The 24,482-nt window shown below is 64.8% G+C and carries 23 protein-coding genes and 1 tRNA gene; 14 read left to right on the top strand and 10 right to left on the bottom strand.

Translation table 11 applies throughout. From position 1 onward, the window contains the following. Position 1: 1 nt before the first annotated feature. Entirely contained in the window at positions 2 to 802 is an 801-nt protein-coding gene (locus JAO75_RS10755; protein WP_199049046.1) for a transporter substrate-binding domain-containing protein, read from the bottom strand. 101 nt (positions 803 to 903) lie between these two features. Next, positions 904 to 1,941: a GTP 3',8-cyclase MoaA gene (moaA, locus tag JAO75_RS10750; RefSeq protein WP_199049109.1), complete on the bottom strand. Its 1,038-nt coding sequence runs from the start codon at positions 1,939 to 1,941 to the stop codon at positions 904 to 906. 90 nt (positions 1,942 to 2,031) lie between these two features. On the opposite strand from moaA, the gene JAO75_RS10745 reads away from it, so the two are divergent. After that, positions 2,032 to 2,400, top strand: coding sequence for a gamma-butyrobetaine hydroxylase family protein (locus JAO75_RS10745; RefSeq protein WP_199049044.1), 369 nt, complete (start codon positions 2,032 to 2,034; stop codon positions 2,398 to 2,400). A gap of 57 nt (positions 2,401 to 2,457) precedes the next feature. On the opposite strand, the gene JAO75_RS10740 is transcribed toward JAO75_RS10745, so the two are convergent. Continuing rightward, a complete protein-coding gene (locus JAO75_RS10740) occupies positions 2,458 to 3,042 on the bottom strand; it encodes a L,D-transpeptidase (RefSeq protein WP_199049042.1) in 585 nt (194 codons plus the stop codon). Between the two features lie 246 nt (positions 3,043 to 3,288). On the opposite strand from JAO75_RS10740, the gene JAO75_RS10735 reads away from it, so the two are divergent. Continuing rightward, positions 3,289 to 3,363: transfer RNA gene (locus JAO75_RS10735), tRNA-Val, on the top strand. A 67-nt stretch (positions 3,364 to 3,430) separates the two neighbouring features. On the opposite strand, the gene JAO75_RS10730 is transcribed toward JAO75_RS10735, so the two are convergent. Then, the gene (locus tag JAO75_RS10730) at positions 3,431 to 4,132 is read right to left on the bottom strand and encodes an HAD family hydrolase (RefSeq protein WP_199049040.1); all 702 of its coding nucleotides are present in this window, start codon (positions 4,130 to 4,132) and stop codon (positions 3,431 to 3,433) included. 90 nt (positions 4,133 to 4,222) lie between these two features. On the opposite strand from JAO75_RS10730, the gene JAO75_RS10725 reads away from it, so the two are divergent. From JAO75_RS10725 to JAO75_RS10705, 5 genes are all read left to right on the top strand, one after another. After that, a complete protein-coding gene (locus JAO75_RS10725) occupies positions 4,223 to 4,678 on the top strand; it encodes a hypothetical protein (protein WP_199049038.1) in 456 nt (151 codons plus the stop codon). Positions 4,679 to 4,803: 125 nt separating this feature from the next. Further along, positions 4,804 to 5,499: a ribose-5-phosphate isomerase RpiA gene (gene rpiA / locus JAO75_RS10720; protein WP_199049036.1), complete on the top strand. Its 696-nt coding sequence runs from the start codon at positions 4,804 to 4,806 to the stop codon at positions 5,497 to 5,499. Positions 5,500 to 5,528: 29 nt separating this feature from the next. Continuing rightward, positions 5,529 to 6,029, top strand: coding sequence for a DUF2059 domain-containing protein (locus JAO75_RS10715; RefSeq protein WP_199049034.1), 501 nt, complete (start codon positions 5,529 to 5,531; stop codon positions 6,027 to 6,029). 213 nt (positions 6,030 to 6,242) lie between these two features. Then, the gene (locus JAO75_RS10710; protein ID WP_199049032.1) at positions 6,243 to 7,049 is read left to right on the top strand and encodes a GAF domain-containing protein; all 807 of its coding nucleotides are present in this window, start codon (positions 6,243 to 6,245) and stop codon (positions 7,047 to 7,049) included. A gap of 197 nt (positions 7,050 to 7,246) precedes the next feature. Then, positions 7,247 to 8,728 (top strand): methyl-accepting chemotaxis protein, encoded by a 1,482-nt coding sequence (locus JAO75_RS10705; protein WP_199049029.1) that lies wholly within the window; start codon positions 7,247 to 7,249, stop codon positions 8,726 to 8,728. 102 nt (positions 8,729 to 8,830) lie between these two features. On the opposite strand, the gene JAO75_RS10700 is transcribed toward JAO75_RS10705, so the two are convergent. From JAO75_RS10700 to JAO75_RS10690, 3 genes are all read right to left on the bottom strand, one after another. After that, positions 8,831 to 10,330 (bottom strand): tripartite tricarboxylate transporter permease, encoded by a 1,500-nt coding sequence (locus tag JAO75_RS10700; RefSeq protein WP_199049027.1) that lies wholly within the window; start codon positions 10,328 to 10,330, stop codon positions 8,831 to 8,833. Between the two features lie 9 nt (positions 10,331 to 10,339). Continuing rightward, complete coding sequence (locus JAO75_RS10695; protein WP_199049025.1) at positions 10,340 to 10,813, bottom strand: tripartite tricarboxylate transporter TctB family protein; 474 nt, start codon at positions 10,811 to 10,813, stop codon at positions 10,340 to 10,342. A 71-nt stretch (positions 10,814 to 10,884) separates the two neighbouring features. After that, positions 10,885 to 11,856, bottom strand: coding sequence for a Bug family tripartite tricarboxylate transporter substrate binding protein (locus JAO75_RS10690; RefSeq protein ID WP_199049023.1), 972 nt, complete (start codon positions 11,854 to 11,856; stop codon positions 10,885 to 10,887). Positions 11,857 to 12,084: 228 nt separating this feature from the next. On the opposite strand from JAO75_RS10690, the gene gor reads away from it, so the two are divergent. The 6 genes from gor (at position 12,085) to gltX (ending at position 20,762) form a co-directional block, all read left to right on the top strand. Further along, complete coding sequence (gor, locus tag JAO75_RS10685) at positions 12,085 to 13,470, top strand: glutathione-disulfide reductase (protein WP_199049021.1); 1,386 nt, start codon at positions 12,085 to 12,087, stop codon at positions 13,468 to 13,470. Positions 13,471 to 13,583: 113 nt separating this feature from the next. Further along, on the top strand, positions 13,584 to 14,633 hold the full coding sequence (locus JAO75_RS10680) for a GSU2403 family nucleotidyltransferase fold protein (protein ID WP_343234592.1): 1,050 nt from the start codon (positions 13,584 to 13,586) through the stop codon (positions 14,631 to 14,633). 139 nt (positions 14,634 to 14,772) lie between these two features. After that, positions 14,773 to 16,158 carry a class II 3-deoxy-7-phosphoheptulonate synthase gene (locus JAO75_RS10675; protein WP_199049017.1) on the top strand — a complete coding sequence of 462 codons (1,386 nt, stop codon included), beginning with the start codon at positions 14,773 to 14,775 and terminating at the stop codon, positions 16,156 to 16,158. Positions 16,159 to 16,547: 389 nt separating this feature from the next. After that, positions 16,548 to 18,281: an NAD+ synthase gene (locus JAO75_RS10670; protein ID WP_199049015.1), complete on the top strand. Its 1,734-nt coding sequence runs from the start codon at positions 16,548 to 16,550 to the stop codon at positions 18,279 to 18,281. Positions 18,282 to 18,385: 104 nt separating this feature from the next. Next, a complete protein-coding gene (locus JAO75_RS10665; RefSeq protein WP_199049013.1) occupies positions 18,386 to 19,363 on the top strand; it encodes a dienelactone hydrolase family protein in 978 nt (325 codons plus the stop codon). Between the two features lie 58 nt (positions 19,364 to 19,421). Then, complete coding sequence (gene gltX / locus JAO75_RS10660; RefSeq protein WP_199049011.1) at positions 19,422 to 20,762, top strand: glutamate--tRNA ligase; 1,341 nt, start codon at positions 19,422 to 19,424, stop codon at positions 20,760 to 20,762. 140 nt (positions 20,763 to 20,902) lie between these two features. Here the strand turns inward: gltX and JAO75_RS10655 are convergent, their stop codons facing one another. The 3 genes from JAO75_RS10655 to JAO75_RS10645 form a co-directional block, all read right to left on the bottom strand. After that, positions 20,903 to 21,664 (bottom strand): ABC transporter permease, encoded by a 762-nt coding sequence (locus JAO75_RS10655; protein ID WP_199049009.1) that lies wholly within the window; start codon positions 21,662 to 21,664, stop codon positions 20,903 to 20,905. Beyond that, complete coding sequence (locus JAO75_RS10650) at positions 21,661 to 22,632, bottom strand: ABC transporter ATP-binding protein (RefSeq protein ID WP_199049007.1); 972 nt, start codon at positions 22,630 to 22,632, stop codon at positions 21,661 to 21,663. Before JAO75_RS10650 ends, JAO75_RS10655 begins: the two co-directional genes overlap by 4 nt. Before the next feature lie 175 nt (positions 22,633 to 22,807). Next, the gene (locus JAO75_RS10645) at positions 22,808 to 23,929 is read right to left on the bottom strand and encodes a DUF2865 domain-containing protein (protein WP_199049005.1); all 1,122 of its coding nucleotides are present in this window, start codon (positions 23,927 to 23,929) and stop codon (positions 22,808 to 22,810) included. 153 nt (positions 23,930 to 24,082) lie between these two features. On the opposite strand from JAO75_RS10645, the gene JAO75_RS10640 reads away from it, so the two are divergent. Continuing rightward, positions 24,083 to 24,466, top strand: coding sequence for a VOC family protein (locus tag JAO75_RS10640; RefSeq protein ID WP_199049003.1), 384 nt, complete (start codon positions 24,083 to 24,085; stop codon positions 24,464 to 24,466). Positions 24,467 to 24,482: the final 16 nt, after the last annotated feature.

Here is a 24,482-nt window from a genome sequence, read left to right as displayed (position 1 = left end):
ACTACTTGATGTCGAAGGAAAAATATTTGGCCCGGATCCGGTCATAGGTGCCGTCGGCCTGCACCTGAGCGATGGCGCGGTTGAACTGCTCGCGCAGGGCCTCGTCGTCCTTGCGCAGGCCGATGCCGTAGGCTTGGTGCCGGTAGGCCGGGTTCTTGGGCGTGTCGCCGAGGATGTGGCAGCAACTGCCCTCGCGGCTTTCCAGGAACCGGGTCAGCAGGCGCTTGTCGCCGAAGACCGCATCGACGCGCCCGACCAAGAGGTCGAGGTTGGCCTCGTCCGGCTTGGCATAGACCTCGATCTGCGAGTCCTTGTAGAACTCCCGGAGATAGGTTTCGTGGTCGCTGCGGTCCGTCGTGCCGATGGTCTTGCCGGCGAGGGCCGCCGGCGAGACCTCGCCCGGAGCGGTCTCCTTCGAGCCGATGAAGATCGCCGGGACGCGGTAATAGGGGTCGGAGAAGGCGATCCGCTTCCGGCGCCGCTCCGTGATCTCCATGGACGACATGATGGCATCGTAGTCCCGGTCCAGGAGGCCGCGAATGATGCCGTCCCATTCGTGCTGAACGAGCTCGCACCGAACCTGCATGACCTCGCACAGGCTCTTGAGCAGATCGACCTCGAAGCCCTGCAACTCGTTGCTGGAATCGATGAAGTTGAAGGGCGGATAGGCGCCCTCGACGGCGATGCGGATCACCGGTTGCGGCGCGGGAGCCTGCGCCTGCGACAGGCATGGGCCCATGCCCAGCCCGAGCAGCAGCCCGCCAGCAATCGCCAGTTTTCGTCCAAGACTCAGTACGCTCACAGCCGCCCAGCCCAGATGGTCGAGGCCGATATCACGTGAAAATACTGAACAGTCAAATGACAGGCTGTCTCAGTACTGTCGAACGACAGTAAAAAGTTGGCCTAGCCGCCCGTGACGCTCATGTGGCGGCTCAGCGCCGGGCGGGAGTGGCGCCGGTCGATGATGAAGTCGTGCCCCTTGGGCTTGCGGGCAATGGCGTCGACGATGACACGGTCGAGCAGGTCGTTGCTCTCGGAGGTGCGCACCGGCGCCCGAAGGTCTGCGGCATCCTCCTGGCCGAGGCACATGAAGAGCTGACCCGTGCAGGTCACCCGCACCCGGTTGCAGCTTTCGCAGAAATTGTGGGTCATCGGCGTGATGAAGCCGAGCCGGCCGCCGGTTTCCTTCACCCGCACATAACGGGCCGGACCGCCCGTGCGGTCGTCGAGATCTTCCAGCGTATAGCGCCCAGCGAGGCGGGTGCGGACCGTGGAGAGGGGCAGGAACTGGTCGATGCGCTGGCCGTCTATCTCTCCGAGCGGCATCACCTCGATGAGCGTCAGGTCCATATCGCGGCCATGGGCCCATTCGAGCAGGGTTTCCAGTTCGTCCTCGTTGACGCCTTTCAGCGCGACGGCATTGATCTTGACCTTCAGCCCGGCCGCTTGAGCGGCATCGAGCCCGTGCATCACCTTGCCCAGGTCTCCCCAGCGGGTGATGGCACGGAACTTGTCCGGGTCGAGGGTGTCGAGGGAGACGTTGACGCGCCTGACGCCGCAGGCGGCCAGATCTTTGGCATGGCGGGCGAGCTGCGAGCCGTTAGTGGTGACGGTGAGCTCGTCGAGGGCGCCCGAATCAAGATGGCGGGAGAGAGAGCCGAACAGGGTCATGATGTCCCGCCGCACCAGGGGTTCGCCGCCGGTGATCCGCAGCTTGCGCACGCCCCGGGCCACGAAGGCCGAGCAGATGCGGTCGAGCTCCTCCAGGGTCAGCAGGTCGCGCTTGGGCAGGAAGGCCATGTCCTCGGACATGCAGTAGACGCAGCGGAAGTCGCAGCGGTCCGTCACCGAGACGCGCAGATACGTGATCGCCCGCCCGAAGGGGTCGACGAGGGAATGACCTGTCGCGGAAGTCTCAAGCTGAGCCGGACTGGCTCTCATGGCGGATACGCTCTCGTTCACGGGAATCCTTGCCTCAACCCTCATCATCAAGCACGTAGCGTCAATTGCAACCGGGAAAAGGGTGAGATCATGGCAACTGAGCGCTGGCCGACGGAGCTTCGGCTGTCCAAGGACAGGCGCAGCCTCCATGTCGCCTTCGAGGACGGCACGGCTTTCGACCTGCCCGCCGAGTACCTGCGGGTCACAAGCCCCTCGGCCGAGGTGCAGGGGCACAGCCCCGCCGAGCGCAAGACTGTGCCGGGCAAGCGGGATGTGGAGATCGTCGGCGTGGAGCCAGTGGGCAATTATGCCGTGAAGCTGGTCTTCGACGACCTGCACGACACCGGGATCTACGGCTGGGATTATCTCTACCGGCTCGGAGCGGAGCAGGGGGAGAAGTGGCAGGCCTATCTCGACGAGCTGGTCGCCAAGGGGTTGTCGCGCGACCGAATGCGGTGACGGACTGAAACGAAAATGGCCGGGACAGGCCCGGCCATGATGCGTTTGTGCAATTTCTTACCGAAGAACCACGACCCGGGCGCCGACCTTGGCGCGGTTGTAGAGGTCGGTAACGTCCTCATTGGTCATGCGGATGCAGCCCGAGGAGACCGCCTCGCCGATGGTCTCCGGCTCGTTCGAGCCGTGGATGCGGTAGATGGTGCTGCCGATATAGAGGGCGCGGGCGCCGAGCGGGTTGTCCGGCCCGCCCTTCATGTAGCGGGGCAGGTCGGGACGGCGCTTGAGCATGGCCGCCGGGGGGCGCCAGTCCGGCCATTCGCGCTTCATGGTGACCGAATGGGTGCCCGACCAGGTGAAGCCCGGACGGCCCACGCCGACGCCGTACTGCACGGCCTGGCCGTTGCCGAGCACGTACCAGAGGCGGCGCTCGCTGGTGGAGACCACGATGGTGCCTGGCGCATAGCGGCCGTTGAAGGAGACGATCTCGCGCGGGACTGCGGAAGCCTGCGCCCGATAGGTTTCCTCAGCGCTGTAGAGCGGCTGGCGGGTGAGAGGATCGATAGCCGTAAATGCCGCAGCCGGCGTCGCCAGCGCCACGAAGGCGCAAGCAAACCCAGCGAGGGCAGCGCGAGTGCGTCCCATATTTGCCTCTGTCTGAACATGTTTGGTGGCGGGTTCGTCCTTGCTCAACGCAACAGCCCCGCTTGGGATCCACGGATTATCAGGGTTCTGCTATAAAATCCTAGTGTGGTTCCGCCACAATCTCGCCGCGTCGTAACCGGACGGTTAAAGCCAGGCTGCCACAATTCGTACTGCAAAATACTTGCCGGTTTGGAAGCTTCTTTGGCTTGACGCAGAGGGTTCTGCGCCTTTAGAAGGCCCTTGTCAGGGCGCGTAGCTCAGCGGGAGAGCATTCGCTTCACACGCGAAGGGTCACAGGTTCAATCCCTGTCGCGCCCACCATTTCCTTCCTGATAACAAGATTCACATTATCGTGGGCGCCCTGAGCGCACGCGCGGCGGCTTTCGTGTCAGGCCGCGAGCGGCCTCATGAGGCGCTGGATGGCGGGAAACAGCTCATCGAAGTGCTTGATGACGAGATCCGGCCCAAGCTCCCGAACCGGAACGTCCGTATAGCCGAAAGGCACGGCGATCACCGGAATGCCGGCATTCTTCGCAGTGACGATATCGGTGCGGGAATCCCCGATCATGACGGCCCGGCGCGGGCTGCCGCCCGCCCGCTCGATGGTCAGGGTGAGGTGGCGTGGGTCCGGCTTGAAGTAACGGAAGGTGTCGCGCCCGCAATTGGCTGCGAAACGGTGGCCGACCCCTAGCTCCTGCAGCAGCTTCACCGAATGCTCTTCGACCTTGTTGGTGCAGACCGCCAGGATGAATCCTGCCTCCTCCAGCCGGTCGAGGGCCTCGGCCACACCGGGATAGAGCCGGGTCCGGACGCAGATGTTCTCCCCGTAATGGATCATGAACTGCCGGAACAGCTCATCGAGGTAATCCGGCGTCAGCTCCTTGCCGGCCGCCTCGAAGCCGCGCTGGATCAACGCGCGGGCGCCGGCGCCGATCATGTCGCGCGCCTTCCTGACCGGCAGGGGCGCCAATCCCTCGCGATCGAGGATCACGTTCAGGGTTCCGACGAGGTCGGCGGCCGTGTCTGCCAGGGTTCCATCGAGGTCGAAGACGGCGATGGGCGAGACATTGTGCGGGGTATCAATGGCCATGAAGGTCGGCTACCTGCTGCGGGCAAGGGAATCAAGCATGGGGATGATAAGGTCCTATGGTTGATTCGTTCTTACCGAATGGAGTGTTGAATGCGGCCCTTTGGTACCGCGGCGTTTTTTGTTGCAGCCCTGGCGCTGGGGGGCCTCGAAGGTCCCGCCCTGGCCGCATCCTATGATTTCGTTCCCGCTCCCCAAACCGACCTGAACCGTATTTATAGGATCGATCGGATCACCGGCGAGGTCAGCTCCTGCCAATATGGCCTCCAGGAGGGCACGATCGGCGTGACCCTGTGCTTCAGCGCGGGCGAGGGCGCCGGTCCCCAGGCTCCTGGCGAGTACGGGCTGGTCGCCTCCCGCCACGAGCGGGAAGGGGGTGTGTTCCGGGTCAATTACCGGACGGGCCAGATGAGCATCTGCTACGTGTTCGACGAGCGGGTGGTGTGCACCCCGCAGACCACGCCGTCGCCGGCGACCTCCTCGGCGGCCGCTCCCGTGGCCACGCCCAGCGTCAGTTCAGGCACGGGAGCCTCGCCGCAGCGCCCTTGAGGCCCTGGCCGGGGCTCCAGGGTCTGCTCATCCATGAAACGTTCTTTCTTCCAGGCGCTCCGTCATGCTAGAGGCGGGTCATACGGCCCTCCGGCCGGGCGCCTCCATTGTGTTAGAGGATTTCCGTGAGCGACACTCTCAAGCGCGCAGCAGCCGAAAGGGCGGCCCAACTCGTCACCGACGGGATGAGGCTGGGGCTTGGCACCGGCTCGACGGCGGCGCATTTCGTCGCGGCCATCGGTGAGCGCGTCCGGGGCGGACTGAAGGTCGTAGGCGTTCCTACCTCCGAGGCGACCCGCGATCAGGCCCAGCGCGAGGGCATTCCCCTGACCACCCTCGACGAGACCCCCGATCTCGACCTGACGGTCGACGGGGCCGACGAACTCGACGACGACCTGCGCCTCATCAAGGGCGGTGGCGGTGCGCTCCTGCGGGAGAAGATCGTGGCTTCCGCGAGCCAGCGGATGATCGTCATCGCAGACGGGTCCAAGCGGGTCCAGAAGCTCGGGCGCTTTCCGCTCCCGGTCGAGGTGATGCCCTTCGGCCTCACGGCCACCGAGCGCGCCATCGCCAGGCTGCTCGACTCCCTGTCCATGACCGGCGAGCTGCGCCTCCGGCGCGCCGCCGACGGCGCCCCCTACGTGACGGATGGCGGCCACTTCATTCTCGATGCGCATCTCGGACGCATCGACAAGCCGAACGTGCTTGCCTCGACGCTGAACAACATTCCCGGCGTCGTCGAGCACGGTCTTTTCCTGGGCCTGGCCACCGGCGCGATCCTCGCTACGGCTGACGGGCTCGTCGAACTCGGTCAGCTCTGACCCAAACCATTACGATTGGAGCCACACTTATGATCCGTAACGCCTCCCGACTGGCTGCGACCTCCGTCGCGCTGTTCATGCTCGTCAGCCCGGCCTTCGCCCAGGCGCAGCCTTCCGCCAGCCACATGGCTCTCGCGCGCGAAGTCGCCATCAGCTCCGGCATGACCCGCTCGTTCGACGCCATGGTCGAGCCGTTCCTCGATCAGCTGCAGCAGATGAACGTGACCCGCCCGGAAATCAAAGAGGATCTCACGCAGGTCGTCGCGCAGATCCGGCCGGAACTCGAGCAGCAGAAGCAGAAGATGGTCGACAACGCGGCGAAAGCCTTCGCGAGCCGCATGACCGAGGCCGAGCTGAAGGACATCGCAGCCTTCTACAAGTCGGCGGCCGGCAAGAAGTACGTGGAAGTGCAGCCGGGCATCCTCGATGACGTGGTTCGGGATCTCGCAACCTGGACGCAGCAGACCGCTCAGTTCGTGATGACCCGCGCCCGCGAGGAAATGGGCAAGCGCGGACATCAGCTTCAGTAAGGCGCAAATGCACCGTCCGCCCCATCAAGGAAAGGCTCGGGCAACCGAGCCTTTCCTTGATGGGGCGGCTGAATCCCAGGATTGTTTCAGGATGCATTGATGTGTGGGGCGCAGGCTTATCGGGGGCGTCGGGAACAGCCCTGACGGAGCAATGGCGGAGCCTTCGCCGATCATGCCATCATCCTGCCTCAGGGCAGGGCCAAGGGCCGTTTCATGGCAAATGTTTTTCCCCCGAACGAAGTGGAGCGTCTCGCCGCCCTCCGGAGGCTCGGCATCATCGATGCCCCGGCTTCTCCCTCCCTCGACCGCATCTGTCGCGTGGCCCAGCAACTCTTCAATGTTCCAATCGCTGCCGTGACCTTTCTCGATGCCACGCAGCAATGGCTCAAATCCACCGTCGGGATCGGCGATCTCCAGGTCACGGCGCGCGAGCACTCCTTCTGCCAGTATACGATCATGCACGACGAGGTTTTCGTCGTGCCCGATGCCAAGGCTGACCGGGTCCTCGCGACCAATCCTTATGTGGCAGGCGAGCCTGGGGTTCGGTTCTATGCAGGCGCGCCCCTGACGACCGAGCCTGGGATCAGGCTCGGATCCTTGTGCGTGATCGATACCGAGCCGCGCGAGTTCCAGCCGGATCAGGCAGCTGTTCTCGCCGGCCTGGGACGGCTGGTTGTCGACGAGCTATGGCTTCATCATCTCGAACGGGTTGGACTTGCCGGGGCGAATGCGGATTCTGCGCCCGCAGGCGCAACGCCGCTCGCCTTCGATCTTACGGCTCCCCTTACAAGCGAGCAGATCCGTGCCGGGCGAGCCTTGCTCAACTGGTCGGTGCGTGAACTCGCCGATGCCTCGGGCATCTCCGCGACAACGATCAAGCGTATCGAGGCTCAGGGCAGCGATATCGTGCGCAAGGCAAGTATCGATGCGATCAGACGAGCCATGGAAGGCCGGGGAATCGAGTTCACAGCCTCGGCTGACGCAAAGGTTGGGTTGAGCATCGATTTGGCATGCAAATAGCGACTTGCATTTTTGCCAAGTAAAACCTGAGGGTTCCTCTGCGTCGCTTCCACTGCCTTAAGGGGCTGTTAGGAGTTGCTGGCCAAATTGGCGCCAGTTCAGGTCAGCGCGTTGCCCGGCCTGATCGGCAGCGTCTTCCGCATCTCCCCACAGGGTGGCGCCAAGATGCGCCAATGGGCAAGCCTCGGGGGTGGTCAATGTTTATGTTTCGGTCGAACGGCGAGATGTCGGACAAGCTGGAGGCCCTGGACCGGTCTCAGGCCATCATCGAGTTCAAGCTCGATGGCACCATCCTGACTGCCAACGAGAACTTTCTCGACACGATGGGGTATCGGCTGGAGGAGATCCATGGCCGGCACCACAGCCTGTTCGTAGACCCTGCCGAGCAGGCCAGCGCGGAGTACCGCGAGTTCTGGGCCGCTCTGAACCGGGGCGAAGCGCAGACGGCCGAGTATCGGCGCTTCGGCAAGGGCGGGAAGGAGGTTTGGATCCAGGCTTCCTACAATCCCGTGCTCGATCGGGGCGGAAAGCCCTACAAGGTGGTGAAGTTCGCCACGGACACGACCGAGCAGAAGCTTCAGGCTGCCGATTTCGAAGGGCAGATCAAAGCCATCAATCGCTCCCAGGCGGTCATCGCCTTCAAGCTCGACGGCACCATCCTGACTGCCAACGAGAACTTCCTCGACACGATAGGATACCGGCTCGACGAGATCCAGGGGCGGCACCACAGCCTGTTCGTCGAGCCCGACTATCGCAACAGCCAGGACTACCGGGATTTCTGGGCAGCCCTCGCGCGAGGCGAGTATCGGTCGGCCGAGTACAAGCGTATGGCTAAGGGCGGTCGGGAGGTCTGGATTCAGGCGTCCTACAACCCGATCCTCGACATGGCGGGGCGTCCCTACAAGGTCATCAAGTTCGCCACCGACATCACCGCGCAGGTGCATGAACGGATCCGCCGCTCCGAGATTCAGAAATCGATTGCCGCCGAACTCATCGAGATCACGCGGGCGATCGCCGGCGTCACGGATCAAGCCGAAGGAGCAGCCGGCGCGTCAAGCGAGACGTCGGGAAACGTGCAGGCAGTTGCCGCAGGGGCCGAGGAACTCGCGGCTTCCGTCAACGAGATCGGCCAGCAGGTCAATCACGCGTTGTCCATTTCCAACGAGGCGGTCGAGCAGGGCAGGCAGACGAATGTCATCGTGTCGGGGCTCTCGTCCTCCGCGCAGAAGATCGGCGAGATCATCACCCTCATCGACAGCATCGCATCCAAGACCAACCTCCTCGCGCTGAATGCCACCATCGAGGCCGCGCGGGCGGGCGAGGCCGGCCGCGGCTTCGCGGTGGTCGCCGCCGAAGTCAAGAGTCTGGCCACGCAGACCGCAAGGGCGACGGAGGAGATCGGCGCGCAGATCGCGCAGACGCAGGCCGCAACCCAGCAGGTCGTGACGGCCATCGAGGCGATCACCTCGACCGTTCAGAGGATCAACGAGATCTCGGTTGCGATCTCTGCTGCCGTGGAGGAGCAGTCGGCCGTGACGCAGGAGATGTCGTCCAACATGCAGGGAGCCTCGCGCAGCGTCTCCTCGATCAGCGCGAGCATGAACGAGATCGCCCGCTCCGCAGAGCTGGTGAGCACAGCCACCCTGAAAGTCCGCGAGGCTTCCGCGTCGATCGGGTGATGAGCGCGGGATCAGCGGCGGGCATCACCTGCCGCAACTCTGACAAGACAAAGGCGCCTCGAAGAGAGGCGCCTTTGTTGTTTCGTGAGCGGCTGCGGAGTCTTAATCCTCCACGGCCTTGAAGCGCCCCATCCCGTTGAGGAAGAAGGGCAGGACGAGGGCGATCAATGCGATGGCGAGGAGCGTCGCCGAGATCGGGCTCTGCAGCAGCGTCATCGGGTCGCCGAGGCTGATCGAGAGCGCCCGGCGCAGCTGGCTTTCGGCGATGGGGCCGAGGATCAGGCCGACCACGACCGGCGCGATCGGGAAGTCGAAGCGCCGCATCAGGAAGCCGAGCACGCCGAAGACCGTGAGCATGATGAGCTCGACCGGCGACGGATTGGCCGCAATCGTCCCCATGGTGGCGAAGACCAGGATGCCGGCATAGAGCCACGGCTGAGGGATCGCCAGGAGCCGCACCCAAAGGCCGACGAGCGGCAGGTTCAGCACGAGCAGCATGGCGTTCGCGATGAACAGGCTGGCGATGAGGCCCCAGACCAGGTTCGGCTGATCGGCGAACAGCAGGGGGCCCGGATTGAGGCCGTATTGCTGGAAGCCGGCGAGCAGCATGGCGGCCGTGGCGGATGTCGGGAGCCCAAGGGTGAGCAGGGGCACGAGCGTTCCGGCCGCCGAGGCATTGTTGGCGGCCTCCGGTCCGGCAACGCCCTCGATGGCGCCCTTGCCAAAGTCCTCGGGATGCTTCGTCAGGCGCCTCTCCGTGGCGTAGGACAGGAAGGTCGGGATCTCCGCGCCGCCGGCCGGGAGAGCCCCGATGGGGAAGCCGAACATGGTGCCGCGGAGCCAGGGCTTCCAGGAGCGCTTCCAGTCCTCCTTGGTCATCCAGAGCGAGCCGCGCACGGCCTCGAGCTTCTCCTCGTGGACATGGCGGCGGGAGGCGACATAGAGCGCCTCGCCCACGGCGAAGAGGCCGACCGCCAGGGTCGTGACCTCGATGTTGTCGTAGAGCTCGGGCACGCCGAAGCTCAGCCTGGATTGTCCGGACAGGATGTCGATGCCGACCAGCCCGAGCAGCAGTCCGATGAAGAGGCTGGTGAGGCCGCGCACAGGCGAATCGCCGAAGGTGGCCGAGACGGTGACGAAGGCCACGACCATCAGGGCGAAGTAGTCCTCGGGCCCGAAGCTGACGGCGATTTCCACCAGGTACGGGGCCAGCAGCGTGAGGCCGAGCGTCGCGATAGTGCCGGCCACGAAGGAGCCGATGGCCGAGGTGGCGAGCGCCGGGCCGCCGCGGCCGGCCTTGGCCATGAGGTTGCCTTCGAGGGCGGTGGCCATGGAGGCGCTTTCGCCCGGCGTGTTGATGAGGATCGCCGTGGTCGAGCCGCCATACATGCCACCGTAATAGATACCGGCGAACATGATGATCGATCCCGCCGGATCGAGCTTGAAGGTGATCGGCAGGAGGAGCGCCACGGTGAGAGCCGGACCGATGCCGGGCAGCACGCCGACGGCGGTGCCCAGAAGAACGCCGATGAGGGCGAACAGCAGGTTCGCCGGCTGGATGGCGACGGCAAGGCCGTTCGCGAGGGAGACGAAAGCTTCCATGGCAGGGCCTCAGAACAGATTCTCGAGCGGCCCTGCCGGGAGGGACAGGGTGAGGAGCTTGGCGAAGAGCAGGTAGATGAACACCGCAATGACCGCGCCGATGATGAAGTCCGTCACGAAGGCCCGGCGTCCGAAGGCCGTGGACGTCGCCGCGAACAGCAGGGCCGTGCCGATCATGAAGCCGCCGCCGAAGGCGATCAGGGCGATCAGGCAGGCAAGCCCCCCGAGGATCAGGATGATCGGCTTCCAGTCCAGGCTGTCACGGTCTGGCAGGGTGCCGCGCAGGGCCCCGATGGCGTTGCCGATGGCAAGCAGCGTGAGGCCGCCCGAGACGATCACGGGCATGACCTTCGGTCCAAGATCGTAGGGGGACAGGATCTGAAGCTTCGTCATGTCCCACCAGACGATTCCGGCCAGGACGAGAAGGATGAGGGCGATGACGAGGCCCGCCACGTCGATGCGCCGCTGGGGAGATGAGGCCATGGCAATTCCTGCAAAAAAGAAGCGCCGCGCTTCATGAACGCGGCGCTCCGGAGATCATTCTAGGCTTGAGCTTAGGACTTCACCAGCCCGACCGAGGCCAGGATTTCCTTGGTGCGGGCCTGCTCCTGCTGCAGGATCTTGGCGAAGGCATCGCCGGATACATAAGAATCCTCCCAGCCCTTCTGCTTGAGGATCGCCTGCCACTCGGCGGATTTGGCCATCTCGTCCATGGCGTCCACGAGGGCCTTCTTCTGGTCGGCGGAGATGCCCGGAGGAGCCACGACGGCGCGCCAGTTGGCAATGTCGATATCGATGCCCTGAGCCTGGATGGAAGGCTTGTCGGCGGTGCCCTGGTTGGCGGGCGTCGTCAGGCCGAGGAGGCGCAGCTTGCCGGCCTTGATCTGGCTTTCGAACTCGCCGTAGCCGGAAATGCCGGCCGTGACCTTGCCGCCGAGGATCGCCGCGAGGGCCTCACCGCCGCCGGAGAAGGGAATGTAGTTGATCTTGGTCGGGTCGGCGCCTGCAGCCTTGGCGAAGAGGGCTGCTGCGATGTGGTCGACGCCGCCGGCGGAGCCGCCGGCCCAGGTCACCTTGGCCGGGTCGGCCTTCAGGGCGTCCGCCAGTTCCTTGGCGGTCTTGATCGGGGAATCGGCCGGCACGACGATGGCCTCGTATTCCGCCGTCAGGCGGGCGATGGGCGTGGTCTGGTCGAGGGTGATCGGCGACTTGTTGGTGAGAAGCGCGCCCACCATGACGTAGCCCATCACCATGAGCTGGTTGCCGTCGCCCTTGGAGTTGTTGACGAGCTGGGCGATGCCGATGGAGCCGCCGGCGCCGGGCACGTTGGTGACCTGCACGCTCTTGGCGATGCCGGCCTGGGTCAGGGCCTGCTGCATGGAGCGGGCGGTCTGGTCCCAGCCGCCGCCAGGCGCAGCCGGAGCCATGATCTTGAGCTCCATCTGGGCGGCTGCCGAGGTGACGAATCCGGCTACGGCCGCGGCAGCGAGTGCGCTGCGCCAGAGCCCTTTGCGAAACTGGGTCATGTGGTTTCCTCCATCGACGCTTCCGTAAAGTGAGAGCGTCCTGGGGCAGAACCTAGAGACGGAACCAGGGAGCGGCAAGCGCTTGCTCCTTTATCGCTGTTGAACCCTGACGTAAGAGCATCACGACAGGGCGGGCAGCCATGTGCCTGAAGCAGGGCTGGCGGGCGACATCACCCGAAACTGTCCCTATATGAACTGTCTGAACAGGATTCGAGCGGAGACCGCGCCATGAGCTCATTCGATGTGGACCTCTTCGTCATCGGCGGCGGATCGGGCGGCGTGCGCGCGGCCCGGATCGCCGCCGGCTACGGCGCGAAGGTCATGCTGGCGGAGGAGTACCGGGTCGGCGGCACCTGCGTGATCCGCGGCTGCGTGCCCAAGAAGCTGATGGTCTATGCCAGCCGCTTCGCCGAGGAGTTCCACGAGGCGCAAGGCTTCGGCTGGAGCGTGGGCGAGACCCGCTTCGACTGGGCCACCCTGATCCGCAACAAGGACCGGGAGATCGACCGGCTCGAGGGCATCTACCGGACCAATCTCGACAAGGCCGGCGTCGAGATCGTCGACAGCCGCGCCGTGATCGAGGATGCGCATACGGTCCACGTGCTCAAGACCGGGGCGCGGATCCGCGCCCGCACCATCCTCGTGGCGGTGGGCGCCCATCCCACCCTGGAGCCCGTCATTCCCGGCGGCGAGCTCGGCATCACGTCCAACGAGGTCTTCCACCTCGAGACCCAGCCGAAGCGCGTCCTGGTGGTCGGCGGCGGCTATATCGCGGTTGAATTCGCGGGTGTTTTTGCGGGCCTCGGCAGCCAGGTCACGCTCCTGCACCGGGGCGACATGCTCCTGCGCGGCTTCGACGACGATGTCCGCGCGGCCTTAGGGGAGGCCTATGTGCAGCGCGGCGTCAACCTGGCCCTGGGCCGGACCCTCACGAGCCTGGAGAAGACATCCGGCGGCATCGCCGCGACCTTGTCCGATGGGTCGGTCCTGACGGTCGATCAGGTTCTCGTCGCCACCGGGCGGCGGCCCAACACCCAGGGGCTCGGGCTGGAGAAGGCGGGGATCACTCTCGACGAGGTCGGGGCGATCCCGGTGGATGCCTATTCCCAGACCCTCATTCCGTCGATCTACGCCGTGGGCGACGTCACCAACCGGGCGAACCTCACCCCCATCGCCATCCGCGAGGGCCATGCCTTCGCCGATACGGTGTTCGGCAACAAGCCCACCATCGTCGATCACGACCTGATCCCGACCGCCGTGTTCTCGACCCCTGAGATCGGCGTTATCGGCTGCGGCGAGGCCGCGGCCCGGGCGATCTACGGCGACATCGACGTCTACAAGACCGCCTTCCGTCCCATGAAGGCGACCCTTTCGGGCGGCAAGGACCGGGTCTTCATGAAGCTCATCGTCGACAAGGCCACCGACAAGGTCGTGGGCGTCCACATCATGGGGCACGACGCAGGCGAGATGATCCAGCTCGCGGGCATCGCCGTGACCATGGGCGCCACCAAGGCCGATTTCGACCGCACCGTGGCGGTTCACCCTACGGCAGCGGAGGAGTTGGTGACCATGCGTACCCCGGTGGTGGTGAAGAAGCCCGAGGCGGTGGGATAATCTCGTTTCAACATCATTGATGCTTTTATCGCCTTACTGTTGAAACCTGACCCTAGAGTCAGTAAGTTCAATTTCAACAGGTTGGTGGCAGATGAATGTCAAGTGTTGAAACAGTGACTTTTCAAGAGCTTAATAACGACCAGAGGCGAGAGAAGGTTAACTCGGACCAGCGCTATGCGTCTTGGTATGAGGCGAAGCTACGGGCGGAGAGCTACCGTGGCTCTCTTGTCTGGCAAGAGGTCAAGGGCGAGCAGTACCTGGTCCGCAGCTACTACGATGCCTCGGGGAACCGACGCCAGAAATCGGAAGGAAGGCGCAGTCCCGAGACGGAGAAGATCAAGGCTGATTGGGAGCAGGGGCGCCAGGAGGCTGTCGAGCGCCTCAAGTCCATGCGCGAGGTCATGGTCCGGCAGGCGGCGATCAACAGGGCCGTCAGGCTCGGGCGCGTTCCGCTGATGGGCGCCAGGGTGATCCGGGCCCTCGATGAAGCCGGTCTGCTCGGCAACGGCATCCGCATCGTCGGCACGAATGCCGTCTATGCCTACGAAGCCGTTGCCGGTGTCATGGTTGATCCTGACATCACGACGACGCTCGATATCGACCTGCTCCTCGACGCGAGACTGTCTCTCAGGATCGTCACGAGCGATGACGTGGCTGAGCCGGCCCTGATCGGCCTCTTGCGGAAGGTCGACAAATCCTTCGAGCGGACCAGCGAAACGTTCCGCGCCGTCAACCGGGAGGGCTATGTCGTCGACCTGATCAAGCCTCAACGCAATCCACCCTGGCAGAACGAGAGAGTGCAGGTTGGATGTGTGGAGGATGACCTCACCGCTGTGCCGATCGATGGGCTGGCATGGCACGAGAGTGCACCGCCTTTCGAGGCCATTGCGATCGATGAAAAAGGCGGGCCTGTCCGGATCGTGGCGAGCGATCCGAGGGTCTTTGCCGCTTACAAGCTCTGGCTGTCGGGGCAGCCCGACCGGGATCCGACGAAGCGGCGTCGCGATGCCGCTCAGGCGAGAGCCGTCGCGCAGATCGTCGGGCGTTACCTGCAACACCTTCCTTTTGAGGCCAACGACTTGCGCATGCTGCCCAGAGACCTATTCGACGCAGCGAAGCCGCTTTTCGAGACCAATGAAGCGAAAGACGCAAATTCCTTCTGAGGCACCTCCCTTGTGCCGGGCGCATCCCGCGCGGCCTTTCGGCACTCGCCTTTTTGTTTGTGTCGTGTATAGGTGCCGTTTCATGCCGCTTGTTGCGGTGCACGATGAGCATTGAAGAAAGGACACGGGGGTAAGTGTCATGACCGAGCGTTGGACGCCCGACAGCTGGAGAAACAAGCCGATCCAGCAGGTTCCGGCCTATCCGGACCTTGAGGCGCTTGAGAGCGTCGAGCAGCAGCTCGCCGGCTTTCCCCCGCTCGTCTTTGCCGGCGAAGCCCGCAAGCTGAAGAAGACCCTGGCCAAGGTCGCCAAGGGCGAGGCCTTCCTGCTCCAAGGCGGCGACTGCGCCGAGAGCTTCGCCGAGCATTCGGCTGACAACATCCGCGATTTCTTCCGCCTGTTCCTGCAGATGGCCGTGGTGCTCACCTATGCGGGCGGCTCGCCCGTGGTGAAGGTCGGCCGCGTGGCCGGCCAGTTCGCCAAGCCGCGTTCGGCCTCGACCGAGACCATCGACGGCGTCGAGCTGCCGAGCTATCGCGGCGACATCATCAGCGACATCGCCTTCACGCCGGACGCCCGCACGCCCGATCCGCGCCGCCAGCTCATGGCCTACCGCCAGTCGGCCGCGACGCTCAACCTGATCCGCGCCTTTGCGACCGGCGGCTATGCCAATCTCGAGAATGCCCATCGCTGGATGCTGGGCTTCGTGAAGGATTCGCCGCAATCCTCGCGCTACAGCGAGCTGGCCGAGCGCATCACCGAGAGCATCAACTTCATGCGGGCCATCGGGATCGATCCCGAGACTCATCCCGAGATGCGCTCGACGGATTTCTACACGAGCCACGAGGCGCTGCTGCTCGGCTACGAGGAGGCCATGACCCGGGTCGATTCCACGACCGGCGACTGGTACGCCACCTCGGGCCACATGCTCTGGATCGGCGACCGCACCCGCCAGCCGGACCACGCCCATATCGAATACATGCGCGGCATCAGGAACCCGATCGGCCTCAAATGCGGCCCGTCGCTCTCGGCCGACGGGCTGCTCAGGCTTATCGATGCCCTCAACCCGGAGGACGAGGCGGGCCGCCTGACCCTGATCTGCCGCTTCGGCGCAGGCAAGGTCGGCGATCATCTGCCGGGCCTGATCCGCGCGGTCGAGCGGGAAGGGCGCACGGTGGTGTGGTCCTGCGATCCCATGCACGGCAACACCATCAAGGCGGGGTCGGGCTATAAGACCCGGCCGTTCGAGCAGGTGATGAGCGAGGTGCAGGACTTCTTTGCCATCCATCAGGCGGAAGGGACGCATGCGGGCGGCATCCACCTGGAGATGACCGGCAAGAACGTGACGGAATGCACCGGCGGCGCCCGCGCGCTCACGGATGCGGACCTGCGCGACCGCTACCACACCTATTGCGACCCGCGCCTCAACGCCGAGCAGGCGCTGGAGATCGCCTTCCTGACCTCGGAGCTCATCAAGCGCGAGCGCCAGTCAAGGGAACAACCGGCCGCCCTGGCGGCGGAATGAACAACTGAAAGGTTCAAGAAAAAGGGGCGCTTCCGGCGCCCCTTTTTCATTTACGCATACGCAACTCTACTGGTATTCGAACTCAGCTCAGCCACCCCATGAAGAAAAGGATCAGGATGATCGGCAGGGGAATGCCGATGAGCCAAAGCAAGCCGCCTTTCAACATGTCAGTCTCCCAGGTAATTTCGTGTTGGAACAACGAACTGGGCTGTAACGGGTTCCCTCTATGCTTGAACTCTGCACAAGCCCGATGAACCCGCCGTGGCGGCTCCAATCGAGCTTGGAAATCAGGGGCAGATCAGGGCTGCTCCACCGGGGCTCAACTCTGGTGGGAAAGCTTACCCTTTGCATTGCTGCGCACCCGACCCCGCGCTAAATCTGCAGGTGCCATGGCTCAGAACATTCTCAAGATCGCGCTCGCGCAGCTCAACCCCATCGTCGGCGATGTGGCCGGGAACGAAGAGAAGGCGCGACAAGCCCGCGCCGAGGCAGCCCGGATGGGAGCCGATATCGTGATGTTCGCCGAGCAGTTCCTCGCGGGCTATCCCGCCGAGGACCTCGTGCTGAAGCCCGCCTTTCAGGATACCTGCCGGGCCGCGCTCGAACGGCTCGCCCGCGAGACGGCGGATGGCGGGCCCGGCCTGCTCATCGGCCTGCCGTGGAGGGAGGAAGGGCTCCTCTACAATGCCTATGCGCTCCTCGACGGCGGCGCGGTCTCCGTGCGCTTCAAGGTCGACCTGCCCAATTACGGCGTCTTCGACGAGAAGCGCAATTTCGAGGCCGGACCCCTGCCGGGGCCGGTGAATTTCCGCGGCATCAGGCTCGGCCTCCCGATCTGCGAAGACATCTGGACCGGCGATGTGGTCGAGTGCCTTGCCGAGACCGGGGCCGAGATGCTGCTCGTGCCCAACGGTTCGCCCTATTGGCGCGGCAAGACCGAGGAGCGGTTCAACATCGCGGCCGCCCGGGTGACCGAGACTGGCCTGCCGCTGATCTACCTCAACCAGGTCGGCGGCCAGGACGAACTCGTCTTCGACGGCGCCTCCTTCGTGCTCAACGCGGATTGCTCGCTCGCCTGCCACCTGCCGGCCTATGAGGAGACCATCGCACTCACCACCTGGGAGAAGGGCGAGGAGGGCTGGGTCTGCCGGGATGCACCGGTCGTCACAGTGGAGGAGGGCGAGGAGGCCGATTACGCCGCATGCGTTCTGGGTCTTCGCGACTACGTGGAGAAGAACCGATTCCCCGGCGTGGTGCTCGGGCTGTCCGGCGGCATCGATTCCGCCATCTGCGCCGCCATGGCGGTGGATGCGCTGGGGGCGGAGCGGGTGCATTGCGTGATGCTGCCTTACCGCTACACCTCCGGCGAATCCTTGAAGGATGCCGAGGAATGCGCCAAGGCGCTGGGAGTGCGCTACGACACCCTGCCGATCGCCGAGCCCGTGGAGGGCTTCGAGGCCGCGTTGCAGCCCCTGTTCGCCGGGCGGGAGCGGGACATCACGGAGGAGAACCTCCAGAGCCGCGCCCGCGGCACGATCCTGATGGCGATCTCGAACAAGTTCGGGTCCATGGTGCTGACCACGGGCAACAAGTCGGAGATGTCGGTCGGCTACGCCACGATCTACGGCGACATGAACGGCGGCTTCAACCCGATCAAGGACCTCTACAAGATGGAGGTCTACCGCCTGTCGGCCCTGCGCAACCGCTGGAAGCCCAAGGGCGCGCTGGGGCCTGACGGGATCGTCATCCCCGAGAACATCCTCACCAAGGCGCCGACCGCTGAGCTGCGCGAGAACCAGAAGGATCAGGATTCGCTGCCGCCATACGAGGATCTCGACGAGATCCTGCGCGGGCTCGTCGAGCAGGAATTGCGGGTCTCGGAGATCGTGGCGAAGGGCTATGACCTGGAGGTGGTGAAAAAGGTGGAGCGCCTGCTCTACATCGCCGAATACAAGCGCCGGCAGGCGGCTCCAGGCGTGAAGGTCACGCGCCGGAACTTCGGCCGCGACCGCCGCTATCCCATCGTCAACCGCTACCGCGATCAGGGACTGGCGGCCCACCAGAAGGACGAAGCCCTGGAGCGCGCCATGGGCAAGCCGCGCGTTGGGTCGATGGACGTATAGACCTCTGCCGAGGGACGGGCGCACAACCTTTACTGTGCGCCGGTTTGCGTGCATCGTCGGGAAAGGGGCAGGCGATCTTTGACATCCGTTCTGGAGCCAGGATCATGAAGCCGTCATTTGCGCTGCTGCCAATCCTGTTCGGCCTCCTCGTCGGCGTTGCACCGGCCATCGGCCAGCCGTCCGCGCCTCCCGAGGAGACCCTCCCGATCCCGTCCCTGTCGCTCAGCGACGACGCGTTCCTGCAGGGTGAGACGGCATCAGGCCAGGCGGTAACGCTCACGGGCACGCTTCAGCTCCCGGCCGTACAGGCTCCTGTTCCTTCCGTCATCCTCCTGCACGGGTCGGGCGGCTACAGGAACCCCGGCATCTCGAACTGGGTGCGTTTTCTGAACGGGATGGGCATCGCGACCCTGCGTATCGACAGCTATACCGGCCGGGGCCTGGAGCAGATCGCGACCGATCAGGAGAAGGTCGGCCAGTTCAACCAATCCTACGATGCCTATCGGGCCGCCGAAATCCTGGCGGCGGACCCCCGCATCGACGCCTCCCGCATCGCGGTGATGGGGTTCTCGCGGGGCGGCATCGCGACGCTTTACGGCAGCCTCAAGCGCTTCCACGCCCTGCACGGGCCGCAGAAGGGGTCCATCGTGGCCTATCTGCCTTTCTATCCCGCCTGCAACTTCGAGTTGGAGAGCGACCTGGAGGTTGCGGGGCCTGTCCGCATGTTCCATGGGGCGGCCGACGACTGGAACCCGGCACCGCCCTGCGAGGACTACATCGGGCGGCTGGCTGCGGCCGGGCAGGATGTGGCTGTGAGCGTCTATCCCGACGCTCGCCACAGCTTCGACAATACGGCGGGGCCTGCCCTCAATACCGTTGATGATGCCCAGACGGCCCGCAACTGCCTTCGCCGTGAACAGAACGGGCGGATCATCAATGCGGCGACGGGCCAGCCGTTCAGCTACAGGGATGCCTGCGTGGAGCTCGGGCCGTCCTCGCAATACAACGAGGCCGCCACGCAGGCGGCGCAGGCGGAAGTGAGGAATTTCCTGACGAAGGTCTTCCGTCTCCCTCAAAGGTAAGGTTTGAAAGGCGCGAGCCCCTTGCGCGCCTTCGCTCCCTTCGCCATAGGGTTGGCGCATGTCCAAGCCCATCGTTCGCTTCGCCCCGTCCCCGACCGGGCACATTCATATCGGCAACACCCGCGTCGCCCTGCTCAACGCGCTCTATGCGCGGCGCGAGGGCGGCACCTTCATCCTGCGCTTCGACGACACGGATCTGGCGCGGTCGAAGCAGGAATACGCGGAATCCATCGAGGCCGATCTGCACTGGCTCGGCATCGCGCCCGACGTGGTCGTGCGCCAGTCGGAGCGTTTCGATCTCTATGATGCCGCGGCCGAGCGGCTGAAGGCGGCCGGGCGGCTCTATCCCTGCTACGAGACCCAGGAAGAACTGGAATTCCGCCGCAAGCGCCAGCTCGCCCGCGGCCTGCCACCGATCTACGACCGGGCGGCCCTCAAGCTCACGGACGAAGACCGTGCCAAGCTCGAAGGCGAGGGCCGCAAGCCCCATTGGCGCTTCCGCCTGGAGTCGACGAACGTCGCCTGGGACGACCTCGTGCGCGGCCCCTGCCACGTTGATTGCAGCTCGCTGTCCGATCCGGTGCTGGTGCGCGAGGACGGCACCTATCTCTATACCCTGCCATCGGTGGTGGACGACATCGATCTGAAGATCACCCATGTGATCCGGGGCGAGGACCACGTCACCAACACGGCGGTGCAGATCCAGATCTTCGAAGCTCTGGGTGCATCTGCTCCCACCTTCGCGCATCACAGCCTGCTGATCACGGCAAGCGGCGAGGGGCTGTCCAAGCGCCTCGGCCACCTATCGGTGAAGGGGTTGCGCGATGCCGGCCTCGAGCCGCAGGCGGTGGCCTCGCTGGCGGTGCTGGTCGGCTCGGCCGAGGCCGTGCGGCCGGTGGCGGATCTCAACGAACTCGCCAAGCTGATCGATTTCTCGCATATCTCCCGCGCGCCGGCGAAGTTCGATGAGAGCGAGCTGGAGCACCTGAACGCCCGCCTTATCCACGAGATGCCCTATGAGGCCGCCCGCGAGCGGCTGGCGCAGCTCGGCGCGGACGAGGGCGAGGCCTTCTGGAATGCGGTTCGCGGCAACCTGACGAAGGTTCGGGATGCGGTGGAGTGGGCCAAGATCGTGCGCGGTCCCGTGACGCCTGATATTGAGGACAAGGCCTTCATCGAGGCCGCGACCGGCGTCCTGCCTGCGGCCCCTTGGGATGCCACCACCTGGAAGACCTGGACGGAAGCGGTCAAAGCCGCCACGGGCATGAAGGGCAAGGCGCTGTTCATGCCCTTGCGTCTGGCGCTGACCGGGCTCGATCATGGACCGGAGCTGGCCGCGCTGCTGCCGCTGATCGGGCCGGAGCGCGCGAAGGCACGGTTGGCCGGGCAGGCGGCTTAGGGCCAAACCTCGTCCCCTCGTCATGCCCGCACTTGTTGCGGGCATTCACGTTTCCATACACCGCAAAGACGTGGATGGCCGGGACGAGCCCGGCCATGACGAGAGGCGAGTGAAAGCCGCCGCTTGTGCCTTGATGCCGCTTACGCCTTGATCCTGTAGCCCGTCCTGAAGATCCACCCGATAGCCGCAAGGCAGATCAGCATGAAGACCAGGGTCATGCCGAGGCTGATGCCTACGCCCACATCCGCGACGCCGTAGAAGCTCCAGCGGAAGCCGCTCACCAGATAGACCACCGGGTTGAACAGCGCGACATTCTGCCAGAACGGCGGCAGCATGTTGATGGAATAGAAGCTGCCGCCGAGAAAGGCCAGCGGCGTCACGATCATCAGGGGCACGATCTGCAGCTTCTGGAAGCTGTCGGCCCAGATGCCGATGATGAAGCCGAACAGGCTGAAGGTGACGGAGGTCAGCACCAGGAAGGCGATCATCCACAGGGGATGCTCGATGGAGAAATCCACGAAGAGCCGTGCCGTGATCAGGATGATGGTGCCGATGATGATCGACTTGGTGGCGGCCGCCCCCACATAGCCGATCACGGTCTCAACCGCCGAGATCGGCGCGGACAGGACCTCGTAGATGGTCCCGGTGAACTTCGGCATGTAGATGCCGAAGGAGGCGTTCGAGATGCTCTCGGTGAGGATCGAGAGCATGATCAGGCCCGGCACGATGAAGGCGCCATAGCTCACGCCGTCGATGCTGGCCATGCGCGAGCCGATGGCCGAGCCGAACACGATGAAATAGAGCGAGGTCGACAGCACCGGCGAGGCGATGCTCTGCATGATCGTGCGCCAGGTGCGCGCCATCTCGAAGAGATAGATGGCCTTGATTCCATAAAAGTTCATGCGCGCCCCCGCACCAGGCTGACGAAGATTTCCTCCAGCGACGACTCGGAGGTCTGCAGGTCCTTGAAGTCGATGCCGTGCTCGCTCAACCGGCGCAGGAGGCCCGCGATACCGGTCTCCCGGCTTTGCGTGTCGAAGGTGTAGACGAGTTCGGCGCCGTCCTCGGAAAGCTGGAGGTTCTCCGATTGCAGCTCGGGCGGCAGGCTCGCGAGCGGTTCCTGAAGCTGCAGGGTGAGCTGCTTCTTGCCCAGTTTCTGCATCAGAACATGCTTGTCCTCGACAAGGACGATCTCGCCCTTGTTGATCACCCCGATCCGGTCGGCCATCTCCTCGGCCTCCTCGATATAGTGGGTGGTCAGGATGATGGTGACGCCGTTCTCCCTGAGGCGGCGGACCATCTCCCACATGTCCCGCCGCAGCTCCACGTCGACGCCGGCGGTGGGCTCGTCGAGGAACAGGATTGTGGGCTCATGCGACAGGGCCTTGGCGATCATCACCCGGCGCTTCATGCCGCCCGAGAGCGTCATGATCTTGCTGTCGCGCTTCTCCCACAGAGAGAGGTCCTTCAGGATCTTCTCGAGGTAGGCCGGGTTCGGCGGCTTGCCGAAGAGCCCCCGGCTGAATTTTACCGTCGCCCAGACGCTCTCGAAGGCATCGGTGGTGAGTTCCTGCGGCACGAGCCCGATCTTGGTGCGGGCGGGCCGGAAATCCCGGATGATGTCATGGCCGTCTGCGATCACCGTACCGGTGCTCGGATTGACGATGCCGCAGACGATGCTGATCAGCGTCGTCTTGCCGGCGCCGTTGGGACCCAACAGCGCGAAGATCTCGCCCTTCCGGATCTCCAGGTCGACCTTCTTCAGGGCCTGGAACCCGGAAGCATAGGTCTTGGTCAGGCCCGAGACGGTGATGATCGGGTCGGCCGCGCCCGCAGGGCGGGGCATCTCAAGAGAATCGAGCAGCTTCATGCCGGGGTGATAGCATGACGGGGCGCGGCGTGGAATGGACGTGCCTGACTGCCGCTGTCATCCCCGGCGGCCGTAGGCCGGGAAGGGGATCCACCCGCACACGCAGTGCTATGGATTCCCTTCCCCTCCGCTGCGCTCCGGCCGGGAATGACAAGAAGCGCGTGGGACAGAACGATCAGTTCTGGACGTTCGGAACCGGGATCACGTCGGGGGCGATCACGCGGACGGTCTTCTTCTGTCCGTTGCCGGCTGCGACCTCGCGCTTCGCGCCCTCGCCCTGGAGGACCACTGTGCCGGTGTCGATGGATTGCGGCCCGATGCCGGCCGATTCCTTGCTCGCGGTCGGCGCGGCGGCGGCGATCTCGGCGGCCTCCTTGGCCTCATCCTCGGCCTTCTTGTCGGCGGCCTTGCGGGCGGCCTGCGTCTTGGGGCGCGACAGCTCCTCGGCCTTCTCGGCGGTGACGATCAGGTCGCCCTTGCGCTGCTCGAGCATGCTCTCGGCCTTGCGCAGCACCACCGCCCAGCTCTCGTCCGGCTTCTTGCAGGCGCAGCTCTCGTCGAAGGTCTTGCGGAACTTGAAGGCGTTCGCCAGCGAGGTGTAGGGCTGGTTGCCGGAGAGCGAGGCTGCCCGGCTGAGGCCGTTGTCGCCGCCCGGATAGGCGAAAGCCGTGGTCTCCGTGCCGGGGCAGAGGGCCTGGCACATCTCGTTCGCGCTCTGGCCGCCGCCTGGCGGGGTGGTCAGCGGGAAGAATGAGCCGTCGCAGGTCTTCACGCAGATCAGGCGCCCGCCGCCGAGGGACCGTGGCCCGTCATCGGCGATGATCGGCTGGCCCTCGGGCATGACCTGCTGCTGCTGTTGCTGGCGCGGGGCGCCGAACAGCGATTCGAAGAAGCCGCGGGGCTCCGTGGAGCAGGTCTGCTGGACCGCAGCCTGAAGCTGCCTGCGCCGGGCTTCGATCTCGCCCTGGTCTGCTCCCTGCGCCGCGAGGCGGGCATAGCCGGCCTCGAGCTGGCGGATCTGGGTGGCGATGGAGCCGCACTCGGCCGGGGCGGGGCCGGCCAGGAAGCCGAGAGGACCGCGCTCGCAGCCGATATTGCGGTAATAGGCGATGAGCCGGTTGATCTCCGCCCGCTGGGCGCGCATCTGGCCGGTCGGCGCGCTGCCGCCGCTGCGCTCCAGGGAAGCCAGCTCCGCTTGGAAGCGCTGGCACTGCGCGGACTGGGCAAGCGCCGCCTGTCCGGCGGCCAGAAAGGCCGTCAGAGCGATGATGGAGCGGAGAAAAGGGATTTTTGTCATGAAGCTGATCGCAGAACCGGTCCGTTGGGCATCCTATGCCGGGGTCGCTCGTCATGTGACGCCCGAATTTGACCCTATTGTGATTAACGCCTTGCCTGCTTCAGGGGAAGCTGTCTAGCTTTCCCCAGGAGCGACTCCGAAATGAGATCCAGCATGTACTCCCATACGACCATCGGGGCAAACGACCTCGCCCGGGCGCGGTCGTTCTACGATGCCGTCCTTGCGCCACTCGGGCATGAAATTCGGTACTCGGACGACATGCTCGTCGGGTGGGGTTTGCCTGGCGGGCCGCCACAGTTCCTGGTAGCGCGCCCTTTCAATGGGGAGCCCCCGAGCGTCGGCAACGGGGCCATGATCGCGTTGCTCTCGCCCAAGCGCAGCGCGGTCAACGCCTGCCATGCCGCCGCCATGGCGCAGGGCGGCACGGACGAGGGCAGGCCCGGCCTGCGCCCGCACTACCATGCGAACTATTACGGCGCCTACTTTCGCGACCTCGACGGCAACAAGATCTGCGTCGTCTGCCATCAGCCGGAATAGACCCTCGCCAAAAGCC

Origin of the sequence: Microvirga splendida (assembly GCF_016427565.1) — a bacterium.
GTDB lineage: Bacteria > Pseudomonadota > Alphaproteobacteria > Rhizobiales > Beijerinckiaceae > Microvirga > Microvirga splendida.
Note: the sequence above shows the minus strand (reverse complement) of the source record. Positions and strands in the feature narration are given on the sequence as shown.

Excerpts from the sequence above, each read along its gene's own strand:
- JAO75_RS10645 (WP_199049005.1), bottom strand. The coding sequence starts at position 23,929 with ATGACAAAAATCCCTTTTCTCCGCTCCATCATCGCTCTGACGGCCTTT.
- JAO75_RS10705 (WP_199049029.1), top strand. The coding sequence starts at position 7,247 with ATGTTTATGTTTCGGTCGAACGGCGAGATGTCGGACAAGCTGGAGGCC.
- JAO75_RS10655 (WP_199049009.1), bottom strand. The coding sequence starts at position 21,664 with ATGAACTTTTATGGAATCAAGGCCATCTATCTCTTCGAGATGGCGCGC.
- JAO75_RS10690 (WP_199049023.1), bottom strand. The coding sequence starts at position 11,856 with ATGACCCAGTTTCGCAAAGGGCTCTGGCGCAGCGCACTCGCTGCCGCG.
- JAO75_RS10640 (WP_199049003.1), top strand. The coding sequence starts at position 24,083 with ATGTACTCCCATACGACCATCGGGGCAAACGACCTCGCCCGGGCGCGG.
- JAO75_RS10700 (WP_199049027.1), bottom strand. The coding sequence starts at position 10,330 with ATGGAAGCTTTCGTCTCCCTCGCGAACGGCCTTGCCGTCGCCATCCAG.
- JAO75_RS10650 (WP_199049007.1), bottom strand. The coding sequence starts at position 22,632 with ATGAAGCTGCTCGATTCTCTTGAGATGCCCCGCCCTGCGGGCGCGGCC.
- moaA (WP_199049109.1), bottom strand. The coding sequence starts at position 1,941 with ATGAGAGCCAGTCCGGCTCAGCTTGAGACTTCCGCGACAGGTCATTCC.
- JAO75_RS10710 (WP_199049032.1), top strand. The coding sequence starts at position 6,243 with ATGGCAAATGTTTTTCCCCCGAACGAAGTGGAGCGTCTCGCCGCCCTC.
- JAO75_RS10715 (WP_199049034.1), top strand. The coding sequence starts at position 5,529 with ATGATCCGTAACGCCTCCCGACTGGCTGCGACCTCCGTCGCGCTGTTC.
- JAO75_RS10740 (WP_199049042.1), bottom strand. The coding sequence starts at position 3,042 with ATGGGACGCACTCGCGCTGCCCTCGCTGGGTTTGCTTGCGCCTTCGTG.
- JAO75_RS10695 (WP_199049025.1), bottom strand. The coding sequence starts at position 10,813 with ATGGCCTCATCTCCCCAGCGGCGCATCGACGTGGCGGGCCTCGTCATC.
- JAO75_RS10725 (WP_199049038.1), top strand. The coding sequence starts at position 4,223 with ATGCGGCCCTTTGGTACCGCGGCGTTTTTTGTTGCAGCCCTGGCGCTG.
- JAO75_RS10745 (WP_199049044.1), top strand. The coding sequence starts at position 2,032 with ATGGCAACTGAGCGCTGGCCGACGGAGCTTCGGCTGTCCAAGGACAGG.
- JAO75_RS10670 (WP_199049015.1), top strand. The coding sequence starts at position 16,548 with ATGGCTCAGAACATTCTCAAGATCGCGCTCGCGCAGCTCAACCCCATC.
- JAO75_RS10675 (WP_199049017.1), top strand. The coding sequence starts at position 14,773 with ATGACCGAGCGTTGGACGCCCGACAGCTGGAGAAACAAGCCGATCCAG.
- gor (WP_199049021.1), top strand. The coding sequence starts at position 12,085 with ATGAGCTCATTCGATGTGGACCTCTTCGTCATCGGCGGCGGATCGGGC.
- gltX (WP_199049011.1), top strand. The coding sequence starts at position 19,422 with ATGTCCAAGCCCATCGTTCGCTTCGCCCCGTCCCCGACCGGGCACATT.
- JAO75_RS10665 (WP_199049013.1), top strand. The coding sequence starts at position 18,386 with ATGAAGCCGTCATTTGCGCTGCTGCCAATCCTGTTCGGCCTCCTCGTC.
- JAO75_RS10730 (WP_199049040.1), bottom strand. The coding sequence starts at position 4,132 with ATGGCCATTGATACCCCGCACAATGTCTCGCCCATCGCCGTCTTCGAC.